Source organism: Variovorax sp. Soil_C_19 (genome assembly GCF_057657255.1).
Genome location: NZ_JBDGIV010000001.1, coordinates 844160 through 855127, shown reverse-complemented (window position 1 = coordinate 855127; position 10968 = coordinate 844160). Strand labels below are relative to the sequence as shown.

9 protein-coding genes are annotated in these 10968 nt (G+C 69.0%); 4 read left to right on the top strand and 5 right to left on the bottom strand.

Annotated features, from left to right (window positions below; translation table 11 throughout):
* The first annotated feature begins 74 nt into the window (after nucleotides 1-74).
* Complete coding sequence (locus AC3A6R_RS04010; protein ID WP_487859017.1) at nucleotides 75-470, top strand: DoxX family protein; 396 nt, start codon at nucleotides 75-77, stop codon at nucleotides 468-470.
* 46 nt (nucleotides 471-516) lie between these two features.
* On the opposite strand, the gene def is transcribed toward AC3A6R_RS04010, so the two are convergent.
* From def to smc, 5 genes are all read right to left on the bottom strand, one after another.
* On the bottom strand, nucleotides 517-1056 hold the full coding sequence (def, locus tag AC3A6R_RS04005) for a peptide deformylase (RefSeq protein ID WP_487863830.1): 540 nt from the start codon (nucleotides 1054-1056) through the stop codon (nucleotides 517-519).
* A 44-nt stretch (nucleotides 1057-1100) separates the two neighbouring features.
* Nucleotides 1101-1562 carry a hypothetical protein gene (locus AC3A6R_RS04000; RefSeq protein WP_487863829.1) on the bottom strand — a complete coding sequence of 154 codons (462 nt, stop codon included), beginning with the start codon at nucleotides 1560-1562 and terminating at the stop codon, nucleotides 1101-1103.
* Between the two features lie 101 nt (nucleotides 1563-1663).
* Nucleotides 1664-3757, bottom strand: a complete 2094-nt coding sequence (gene ligA / locus AC3A6R_RS03995) for an NAD-dependent DNA ligase LigA (protein WP_487863828.1) — start codon at nucleotides 3755-3757, stop codon at nucleotides 1664-1666.
* A 17-nt stretch (nucleotides 3758-3774) separates the two neighbouring features.
* Nucleotides 3775-4881 carry a cell division protein ZipA C-terminal FtsZ-binding domain-containing protein gene (locus AC3A6R_RS03990; protein ID WP_487859013.1) on the bottom strand — a complete coding sequence of 369 codons (1107 nt, stop codon included), beginning with the start codon at nucleotides 4879-4881 and terminating at the stop codon, nucleotides 3775-3777.
* Nucleotides 4882-4893: 12 nt separating this feature from the next.
* The gene (gene smc / locus AC3A6R_RS03985; RefSeq protein ID WP_487863827.1) at nucleotides 4894-8415 is read right to left on the bottom strand and encodes a chromosome segregation protein SMC; all 3522 of its coding nucleotides are present in this window, start codon (nucleotides 8413-8415) and stop codon (nucleotides 4894-4896) included.
* Nucleotides 8416-8529: 114 nt separating this feature from the next.
* On the opposite strand from smc, the gene AC3A6R_RS03980 reads away from it, so the two are divergent.
* From AC3A6R_RS03980 to AC3A6R_RS03970, 3 genes are read left to right on the top strand one after another with little or no spacing between them, the layout of a single operon-like run.
* Nucleotides 8530-9294 (top strand): hypothetical protein, encoded by a 765-nt coding sequence (locus tag AC3A6R_RS03980; RefSeq protein WP_487863826.1) that lies wholly within the window; start codon nucleotides 8530-8532, stop codon nucleotides 9292-9294.
* 52 nt (nucleotides 9295-9346) lie between these two features.
* Nucleotides 9347-9670, top strand: a complete 324-nt coding sequence (locus AC3A6R_RS03975) for a helix-turn-helix domain-containing protein (protein ID WP_487863825.1) — start codon at nucleotides 9347-9349, stop codon at nucleotides 9668-9670.
* Nucleotides 9667-10956 carry a type II toxin-antitoxin system HipA family toxin gene (locus tag AC3A6R_RS03970; RefSeq protein ID WP_487863824.1) on the top strand — a complete coding sequence of 430 codons (1290 nt, stop codon included), beginning with the start codon at nucleotides 9667-9669 and terminating at the stop codon, nucleotides 10954-10956. Before AC3A6R_RS03975 ends, AC3A6R_RS03970 begins: the two co-directional genes overlap by 4 nt.
* The last annotated feature ends 12 nt before the right edge of the window (nucleotides 10957-10968 follow it).

Genomic DNA, 10968 nt, shown 5'->3' with positions numbered 1-10968 from the left:
ATGCGATGGGCTTCGGTTTGCCCGCGGCATTCACTAACATAGAGGCCTCTCACAACTTCACCTGGAATCTGCACATGACCAAATCCGATGACACCGGCAAGCTCGTTCTGCGCGTCGCACTCGGCATTCTCATCCTGCTGCACGGCATCGCGAAGGTCGGCAAGGGCGTCGACGGCATCGGCGGCATGCTTGCGTCGCATGGCCTGCCGGCGGCCATGGCCTACCTGGTCTACGTCGGCGAAATCCTCGCGCCCGTGCTGCTGATCGTGGGCCTGTTCACGCGGCCGGCCGCGCTGGTCGTCGCACTCAACATGCTGGTCGCGATCTGGCTCGTGCACATGAAGGACCTTGGCGCGCTCAACGGCCAGGGCGGCTGGGCGCTCGAACTGCAGGGCATGTTCCTGTTCTCGGCGATTGCGATCGCGCTGTTCGGCGGTGGTCGCTTCGGGCTCGGCGGAAAGTACAACTGAACCTGCAGCCGGCGACGAGCCGGCTTTTTTTTTGGCCCGCCCGGCCTCAGTCGTCGTCGGCGGCGTCCAGCCCCGGAAACAGCACATCGGTGTAGCCGAAGCGCGAGAAATCGCGCACACGCATCGGGTAGAGCTTGCCGAGCAGGTGATCGACTTCGTGCTGCACCACGCGCGCATGGAAACCGCTCGCCACGCGGTCGATCGGATCGCCGTAGGGATCGAAGCCGGTGTAGCGGATGTTGGAGAAGCGCGGCACCACGCCGCGCAGGCCCGGCACCGAGAGGCAGCCCTCCCAGCCCTCTTCCTCCTCGTCGCCGATCGGCGTGATCACCGGATTCAGCAGCACGGTGCGCGGCACGGGCGGCGCGTCGGGGTAGCGCGGGTTGACAACGTCGGTGCCGAAGATCACGAGCTGCTGGTCGACGCCGATCTGCGGTGCCGCGAGGCCCGCACCGTGGACCGCCGCCATCGTCTCGAACATGTCGCGCACCAGCAGGTGCAGTTCGTCGGTGTGGAAGGCGGACACGGGCTGCGCCATGCGCAGCAGCCGCGGGTCGCCCATTTTGAGGATGTCGCGAATGGCCATGGCGCGATTATCGTGCCGGGCCTCGCGAGCGCCCGCGCCGCCGCTCAGGGAGGCGTCTGCTGGCCTGGGGCTTTGCTGTCGGGCGAGGTGTACAGCCGCGAACGGCCGGTGGGCGGCGGCGTACGGTAGGCCGGCACCGGCGACACGCCTGGCCGACCACCGCCGCTGCCCACGACCGGCGGCGGCGGACGACCACCACCACCGCCCCAGCCCGGACGCCCGCCACCCTGGTAGCCCGGACGGACACCAGGGTACCCAGGACGAACGCCGGGGTAGTGCGGACGGTTGTACTGGCGGCGGTCGTAGTAGCGGCGGCCGCCGTCGTAATAGCCACCGCCCTGGATGTAGACCGGCGCCGGCACCACGACCGGATCGCCGTAGTAGGGCCCATCGGAGTAGTAGCCGCCGCCCGAGTAGTACGGGTCGCCCGGCACCGCCGCGCAGCCACCCAGCAGCGCAATGCCGCCGAGAACGATGGCAATGCCGAAAGCACGATTTCTTTGCATAGTGGCTCCTTAGTCAGCCTTTGGTGTTCAACGCCACCTTGTAGTTCCTGATGACTGCGCAGGTATGAAGTGGCGTAACCGGCGGTAACCCGCCTCGCGGGCTACGCGCCGGCGGCCGGCACGCCGTTGGCGAGGAACCCCAGCATACGCGCCTCGTCGATCACCTCGACGCCGATCTCGCGCGCCTTGTCGAGCTTGCTGCCGGCCTCTTCGCCCGCTACGAGGTAGCTTGTCTTCTTGCTGACCGAACCAGCCACCTTCGCACCTGCAGCTTCCAGCTTGTCCTTCGCTTCGTCACGGCTGAGCGTAGGAAGGGTGCCGGTGATGACGAAGGTCAGGCCCGCAAGCGGCTTCGGGGCGCGCGCGGCGGGCTCGCCCTCTTCCCAGGTCAGGCCGCAGGCGCGAAGCTGCTCGACCACCTCGCGGTTGTGGGGCTGATCGAAGAAGGTGCGCAGGCTCTGCGCAACGACCGGGCCGACGTCGTTGACCTCGAGCAGCTGTTCTTCGCTCGCGTCCATGATCGCATCGAGCTTGCCGAAGTGCTTGGCCAGGTCCTTCGCGGTGCTTTCGCCCACGTGGCGGATGCCCAGCCCGAACAGGAAGCGCGGCAGCGTGGTCTTCTTCGATGCTTCGAGCGCGGCAACGAGGTTGGCGGCCGATTTCTCGGCCATGCGGTCGAGGCCCGCGAGCGTGGTGAAGCCGAGCCGGTAGAGGTCGGGCAAGGTGCGGATCAGGTTGGCGTCCACCAACTGCTCGACCAGCTTGTCGCCGAGCCCGTCGACGTCGACGGCGCGGCGCGCCGCGAAGTGCAGGATGGCCTCCTTGCGCTGCGCGGCGCAGAAGAGCCCGCCGGTGCAGCGGTAGTCGACCTCGCCCTCCTCGCGCAGCGCCTCCGATCCGCAGACGGGGCACTGGTGCGGCATGGTGAAGAGCGGCCCGCGCTCGCCCTCGGGCTTGGCGAGGCTCTCGGGCACCACGCCGACCACCTCGGGAATCACGTCGCCGGCGCGGCGCACGATGACCTTGTCGCCCACGCGCACGTCCTTGCGGCGGGCCTCGTCCTCGTTGTGCAACGTGGCATTGGTCACGGTCACGCCGCCGACGAACACCGGCGCGAGCTTGGCCACGGGCGTGAGCTTGCCGGTGCGCCCCACCTGCACCTCGATGCCAAGCACCTCGGTCATCTGCTCCTGCGCCGGGTACTTGTGCGCCACCGCCCAGCGCGGTTCGCGCGAAACGAATCCGAGCTGTCGCTGCAGCGCGATGCTGTCGACCTTGTAGACGACGCCGTCGATGTCGTAGGGCAAGGCATCGCGCTGGCGGCCGATGTTCTCGTGGAAGGCGATGAGTTCGATCGCACCGCGCGCGCGCGCCGTCTGCGCCGCCACCGGGAAGCCCCAGGCGTGGAACTGCTGCAGCCAGTCGAACTGGGTCTCGAATTGGGGCCCGCCCTCGCCGGCCGGCGTGACTTCGCCGAGGCCATAGGCAAAAAAGCTCAGCGGCCGGGCCGCCGCGATGGCCGGATCGAGTTGGCGCACCGCACCGGCCGCGGCATTGCGCGGATTGACGAACACCTTCTCGTTCTTCTGGCCGGCCGCGATCTTCTCGCGCTGGCGCTCGTTGAGCGCCTCGAAGTCGGCGCGCTTCATGTAGACCTCGCCGCGCACCTCGACCACCGGCGGAGCTTCGCCCTGCAGGCGCAGCGGGATCTCGCGCACGGTGCGGATGTTCTGGGTGACCTCTTCGCCGACTTCGCCGTCGCCGCGGGTCGCGGCCTGCACCAGCACGCCGTTTTCGTAGCGCAGGTTCATGGCGAGCCCGTCGAACTTGAGTTCGCAAACGTACTCGACCTGCGGCGCATCTTCCGCCAGGCCCAGTTCGCGGCGCACGCGCGCATCGAACGCGCTCGCGCCGCCGGGGCTGATGTCGGTCTCGGTGCGGATCGAGAGCATCGGCACCTTGTGGCGCACCTTGGCAAAGCCCTCGAGCACGCCACCGCCGACGCGCTGGGTGGGCGAATCGGGCGTGCGCAGATCGGGAAACTCGGCCTCGATGGCCTGCAACCGCTGGAACATGCGGTCGTATTCGGCGTCGGGCAGCTCGGGCGCGTCGAGCACGTAGTAGAGATGGGCGTGGCGGTGGAGCTGCTCGCTCAGTGCGGCGGCTTCGCGTGCCGCTTCGTCGCGCGTCGTCATGGGATGCCTTCCGGGAATCAGCTGAAGAGACGCCGCGCCAGCGGCGAGCCGGCGGCGAGATCGCGCGACTCCAGAGTGTCGTAGAGCTGCTCGAGGTCGGCGCCGATCACGTCCATGGTTTCTTCGCGCAGCAACTGGCCGTCGCTGTCGGTCACCACGCCGTCCATTTCGCGGGCGAGCGTGGCGGCGGCATCGCGCATTCGCTGGAACGGCTGCTCGGCGCGGTCGACCTGCGGCACGTCCAGGCTCAGGCTGAGCTCGCGGATCGCCGATTGCGCGGGGTCGTCGGCCAGCGCGGCCTGGGTGTCGAACGAAAGCCCGAGGATCGGCGGCAGCCCGGCCTCGCTCGTGGGCAGCACCATGCGGCCCGGGATGATGCCGGCCACGAAGCCCAGCCGCGCGGCGTTCTGCTGCACGTAGCCGGGGCTCCAGGCCGCATGCAGCGCGCGCAGCACGAAGCCGAGCTGCGCGTCGTGCGCGCTGGCGAACTGGTCGAGCTCGCGCGCGCGCGCCACCTCGTCGAGCATCTCGGGGATCTCGAGCGCCCCGTTCACCGCATCGGCAAAGGCCTGCGCCTTGACGACGAATTCGGAGTATTCGATCTCGTTGAGCGCCCCGGTACGGTTGGCCAGCTGCACGCCGACCTGGAACGCGCTGTAGCGCTGGCCCGCCACGGGGGGCTCCCATTGGCCCGTGTGCTCGTTCTGGCCCTCGATGGCCACGGGCTTGCTGCCCGCGCGGCGCGTCGGCGGCATGGCGGCAATCGCCGCATCGCCCGAGGCCAGACCTTCGAGCGACACCGAGGCGATCACGTCGATGAGCGGATCGAGCCCGCCGCGGCGCTCGGCCGCGGGCAGCTGGTTGGGCGCCGGCGCGGGCAGGTCCGGATCGAACAGCGGCTCGTGGCGCTCGTGGCTCGGTGCCGCGTGCGGATCGGTGCGGAGCACCGGCTCCATCCCGTCGGCCGAGGATGCGCGCCGTTGTTCCGCGTCGGACGGGTCACCGCCGCCGGCCGCGTCGGGCTGGCGCGGCGCCTGGCGGCGCGAGGTGAGTGTGTTGTAGGCCACAACGGCCGCGAGGACGAGGCCACCGAGGATGGCCAGGGCGAGAGTGAGATTGCTCATGCGCTGCCCGGCTCAAGCAGCCTCGACCATCGACACGGCCGATTCCATGTCGACCGCGACGATGCGCGAGACGCCCTGCTCCTGCATCGTCACGCCGATCAGCTGTTCGGCCATTTCCATGGCGATCTTGTTGTGGCTGATGAAGAGGAACTGGGTTTCGCGGCTCATGGCGGTCACGAGTTTGGCATAGCGCTCGGTGTTCGCGTCGTCGAGCGGCGCGTCGACCTCGTCGAGCAGGCAGAACGGCGCCGGGTTGAGCTGGAAGATCGCGAACACCAGCGCAATGGCGGTGAGCGCCTTCTCGCCGCCCGAGAGCAAATGGATGGTCTGGTTCTTCTTGCCGGGAGGCTGCGCGAGCACCTGCACGCCGGCATCGAGGATCTCGTCGCCCGTCATCATGAGCCGCGCGTTGCCGCCGCCGAAGAGCTCGGGGAACATGCGGCTGAAGTGCTCGTTCACGATCTTGAAGGTGCCGCCGAGCAGGTCACGCGTCTCGGCGTCGATCTTGCGAATGGCGTCTTCGAGCGTGCCGATGGCTTCGTTCAGGTCGGCCGACTGCGCATCGAGGAAGGTCTTGCGCTCGCGCGCCACGGTGAGCTCGTCGAGCGCCGCGAGGTTGACCGCGCCGAGCGCCGCGACTTCGCGGTTCAGGCGATCGATCTCGCCCTGCAGCCCCGTGAGGCGAACCTTGTCGACCTCGATCGACTGCGCCACGGCCTCGAGGTCGGCGCCGGCATCGTCGAGCAGTTGCTGGTACTGCTCGACGCCCAGGCGTGCGGCCTGTTCCTTGAGCTGGAATTCGGTGATGCGCTGGCGCAGCGGATCGAGTTCGCGCTCGAGTTGCAGCCGGCGCTCGTCGCTCGCGCGCAGCTTCATCGTGAGGTCGTCGTACTGGCTGCGCGCTGCCCCCAGCGAGGCCTCGCGCTCGAGCTTGAGCGCCAGCGCATCCTGCAGGCCGGCCTGGGCGGCTGCGTCGGACAGGCGACCGAGTTCGGCCCGCGCGCGCTCGTCCTCGTCGGTGAGCGCGACGACCTGCTGCGCGGCAGTCTCGATCGCGCGGTTCAGTTCGCCGCGGCGTGCTTCGAGCGTGCGCTGCGAGAAGGTGGCCTCCTGCGCCTTGCGTTCGAGGCTGCGGTGCTGCTCGCGGCTGGCAGTCAGCGCGCGGCCGGCCTCGATCACGCGCTCGTCGAGTTGGGCATGGCGCTCCTGCGCATCGGCGAGCTGCATGTCGAGCTCTTCGAAGCGCCCTTCGGCCGCGATGCGCTTTTCCTGCAGTTCCTCGAGCTGCGCGTCGACCTCGGCCAGGTCGGTCGCGAGCTGCTCGCTGCGGGCGCGCGTCTGCTCGGCCAGCTGCGTCATGCGCAGCGTCTCGACCTGAAGGCCATGCGCGCGCGATTGCGTCTCGGCCGCTTCGCGGCGCGCACTCACGAGGCGCTGGGCCGCGTCGGCATACGCGGCTTCGGCGCGAACCAGCGCGGTGCGCGCCTCCTCGTTGATGAGCGTCTGCGCACGCAGCTGGCGCTCGAGGTTCTCCATTTCCTGCTGGCGCGCGAGCAGGCCGGCCTGTTCGGAGTCGGGCGCATAGAGGTTCACGCTGTGCGAGTACACGGCATGGCCGCTCTGCACGTAGATGACTTCGCCGGGCTGCAGCGTGCCGCGCTGCGCGAGCGCCTCTTCGAAGCTCTGAGCGGTGTAGCAGCCGCGCAGCCAGTCGGTCATGAGCGCCTGCAGCCCCGCATCGTTGAGCCGCAGCAGGCTCGACAGGCGCGTCAGTGCGCCGCCGCCCGCGTCCGGCGGCACACCGGCGGGTGGCGGGCTGTAGAACGCCAGCTTGGCCGGCGGCGCATCGTTGCCAAAGGCGCGCACCATGTCGAGCCGGCTGACTTCGAGCGCGCCCAGCCGTTCGCGCAGCGCGGCCTCGAGCGCGTTCTCCCAGCCCTGCTCGATATGGATCCGGCTCCAGAGGCCCTGCATGCCTTCGAGGCCATGCTTGGCAAGCCAGGGGGCGAGCTTGCCGTCGGTCTTGACGCGCTCCTGCAGCGCGCGCAGTGCCTCGAGCCGTGCCGACAGCTCGGCATGGCGTGCGCCTTCGGTATTGACGGCCTGCTGCTTCGCGCGGCGGTCGTCGTCGAGCTGGGGCACCGATTCCTGCAGTTCGTGCAGCCGGGCCTCGGCCTCGCTCGCCGCTTCCTGTGCGGCCGCATGTTCTTCCTGCATCGCCTGCAAGCGGGCTTCGTCGGGTGCGGCCAGCGCATTCTGGTCGGCACGCAGGCGCTCGCCGCGCAGCGTGAGCTGCCGTGTCTGGTCCTCGATGTTGCGCTGGTCGGCGGCCAGCACCTGGATCTGCTGCTGCACCTGCACCACGGCGGCGCGCTGCGCATTGGCCTCGTCCTGCGCGCGCTGCTGCGCTTCCTCGAGCTCGGGCATGCGGGCGTCGTGCTCCTCGAGCTGGGCAGCCAGCAGCACGGCCTGTTCCTCGGCGTCCACGCCCTGGCCGGCGAGCGTCTCGATCTCGGCTTCGGCATCGGTGCGGCGGCTGTCCCACTGGCCGATCTGTTCGCGCAGTTGGACCAGCCGCTGCTCCACCCGCTGGCGGCCCTCGACCACGAAGCGGATCTCGCCCTCGAGGCGCCCGACCTCGGCGCTCGCCTCGTAGAGCTTGCCCTGGGCCTGGTTGACCTGGTCGCCGGCCGCGTAATGGGCTTGGCGCACCGTCTCGAGTTCGGATTCGACGCGGCGCAGGTCGGCCGTGCGCGATTCGAGGTCGTTGATCGCCTTTTCCGCGTCGGCCTTGATCTTGGCCTGGTCGGCCTCGCTCTCGCTGCGCTTGAGGAACCACAGCTGGTGCTGCTTCTTGGTGGCGTCGCCCTGCAGCGTGTTGTAGCGCGCCGCCACCTCGGCCTGCTTCTCGAGCTTTTCGAGGTTCGCATTGAGTTCACGCAGGATGTCTTCGACCCGCGTGAGGTTCTCGCGCGTGTCGCCGAGCCGGTTCTCGGTTTCGCGCCGGCGCTCCTTGTACTTGGAGACGCCCGCAGCTTCTTCGAGGAACAGCCGCAGTTCCTCGGGCTTGGATTCGATGATCCGGCTGATCGTGCCCTGCCCGATGATCGCGTAGGCGCGCGGCCCGAGGCCGGTGCCCAGGAACACGTCCTGCACGTCGCGCCGGCGCACCGGCTGGTTGTTGATGAAGTAGCTGCTGGTACCGTCGCGCGTGAGCACGCGCCGCACGGCGATTTCGCTGAACTGGTTCCACTGGCCGCCTGCGCGGTGATCGGCGTTGTCGAACACCAGCTCCACGCTCGAGCGGCTCGCCTGCTTGCGCGTGGTCGTGCCGTTGAAGATCACGTCCTGCATCGACTCGCCGCGCAGCTCCGACGCACGCGACTCGCCGAGCACCCAGCGCACCGCATCCATGATGTTCGATTTGCCGCAGCCATTGGGCCCGACCACGCCTACCAGTTGACCCGGCAGCAGGAAGTTGGTGGGTTCGGCGAACGACTTGAAGCCCGAGAGCTTGATGGAATTGAGACGCACGACTTGTCGGCCTGGCTTGGCAAAGCGCCAAGGTATTGATTTGTAAGGAAATTTGCACGGGCCTGCCGCTCGAGGCAGGCCGCCGCGCAAGCCGTGGATGATAACGTCAGGGGCATGAGCGATTCCTCGTTGTTTCCCCCCTCTGCCGGGCGCCGCGCCTGCCTGCTCGCGGGTGCGGCGTCCCTGTTGGGCCTCGGCGGCTGCGCCGCCGTTCGTTCGACCGATCGAGCCCAGCCCTATGGCAACCAGGAATGGCTGCAGTCGAGCGCCAACCGCATTGCCAACCTCTCGCTGCGCGACAACCTGCAGTCGATACGGCGCGTGCAGATCACGCTGTACCGCCGCAATCCGCGCGAATGGCGCAAATCGGGCGCCAGCATGGAAGCGGCCATCCAGCGCGCCTGGGATGCGGTGGGCACCAGCGAGGCCGCGTTGCCCGAACTGCGCGGCGCCACCGGCATCGACGCCATCCGCATGGCCTTCGACACCGGCCCGCAGGGTTACCAGGGCGACCGGGTGGCGGCACTGGTAGTCGGCTGGGCCACCATGCTCAAGCAGGCCAACGGCGACACCTGGGAGCAGACCATGCTCGACGGTGTCAACGCCGAGAACAGCTACCGGGCTGCGCGCAACTTCGAGATATCGCTCTGGCTGATCGCCTCGAAGACCGGCCCCGACGGCCAGCCGCTGCTGCTGGCCACCGAGATCAGCGAACGCGGACGCAACCTCGTGGCCGACCGCGAACTCTCGAAGGTGGTGGCCCGGCTCGACCTGCTGGCCGCACAAGCCGACGAGAAGTACCGGCGGGCGGCGCTCGATTTCGGGCAGAACTGGGTCATGGGCGTGGTCATGCCGTTCTTCACGCTGGTGCCGCGCTAGGCAGCCAACGGAAATATGTTTCCGAAATGGAGTTTTACGGTAATATCTTTCCGTGACCAAACAAGAGTTCATCGCCGCCCTCGCCGCCCGCCGCGACGCCACGGGCCTGACCCATGCGCAGATCGCGCAGCGCTCGGGTCTGACCGAGCGGTCGGTCCGCAATGCACTGAGTCTTGCGGGAAACCCGCAGATGTCGTCCTTGCTGGCGCTGGTCGATGCCTTGGGGCTCGAACTGCAGCTCGCGCCGAAGGGGTTTGGCGGGCAGGCCGAAACCGACGCCGGCTATCGACCGGTGCCCACGCGTATCGGCCGCGCGGTGGGGCGGGCGGTTGCGCCGCCCACATCCTCCAAGCCGGCAGGGAAGCGCTCGCCGTGAATGTCAAGATCCTGGAGATCTCGCTGGGCGCCCGCCGTTTCGGCAAGCTGTTCCAGTACGCCGACCTGTGCCGCTTCGTGGCCGAGCCCGAACTCGTCGCCGACCCGCCGGCCGAAGTGCTGTCGCTGTCGATGGTGGCCAGCGATCCCTCGGCGCAGGCCGCGCTGTGGAGCGACGTGAAGAACCCGCTGTTCAATGCCCAAGGCGGGCCGTTGCCGCCCTTCTTCCAGAACCTGCTGCCCGAAGGCGTGCTGCGCAGCCACATCGCGCAATTGCGCGGCTGCCGCGAAAACGACCATTTCGAGCTTCTGGCTGCCTGCGGCGGCGACCTGCCCGGCGCCGTGAGCGCCCGGCCCGTGGCGGTCGACCGCGGCACGCTGCAGCGGCTCATCACGCAGGACCAGGACGCGCTCGAGATGTCGGTGGTCGAACTGCCTTTGCCGCAGGGCATCTCGGTCTCGGGCGTGCAGCCCAAGCTCGGACTGCGGCGCCAGGGCGGGCGCTACGTGGCACGTACCCGGGCGGGCGCCAGCACGCGCGTGATCGCCAAGCTGCCCATGGCCGGGCGGCCGCACATGCCGCAGCTCGAGATGCTCTCTCTGCAGCTGGCGGGCGCCGCGGGTGTCGAGGTCTGCCATGCCGAGCTCGCGCCGTTGTCGGCCATTTCGGCCGAGCACAGCTACGCGCTGCCCGATGAGCCCGAATTCCTCGCGGTGACCCGCTTCGACCGCGAGGGCGCGCGCCGCATCCATTTCGAGGATTTCGCGCAGGTTCTCGCGATCGATCCGATGCACAAGTACAGCGCCAGCTACCTCGACATGGCGCTCGCGATGCGCGCCTTTCCGTCGATGGGTGAAGACGCCGTGCTCGAACTGCTGCGCCGCCTGGCGGTGAACGACCTGCTCGGCAATCCCGACGCCCACCTGAAGAATTTCGGCGTGCTGTACCCCGACGGCGCGGCGCCCCGGCTGGCGCCGGCCTACGACATCGTCGCCTACGCGGCGCTGCAGGGCGTCGAAGGCCACGCACTGCCGCTACTGCCCGATGCCCGCACGCCGCGGCGCACGGCGCTGTTCACGCCGGCGAACATCCGCGCGTTCTGCGGCTCGGCCGGCGTGCACGAGCCGTTGGCGCGGCGGGTGGTCGCGGAAACCGCGCGCCGCGCGCGCAGCGCCTGGCCCGAAATGATCGAGGCGTCGACCTTGCCTGCGGCGTGGAAGAAGCGGCTGCAGCAGCGGCTGCAGGGGCATGCGCTGCTGCAGGGGATGGCGAAGCGGGGCAAGTAGTCGAGCGGCGGC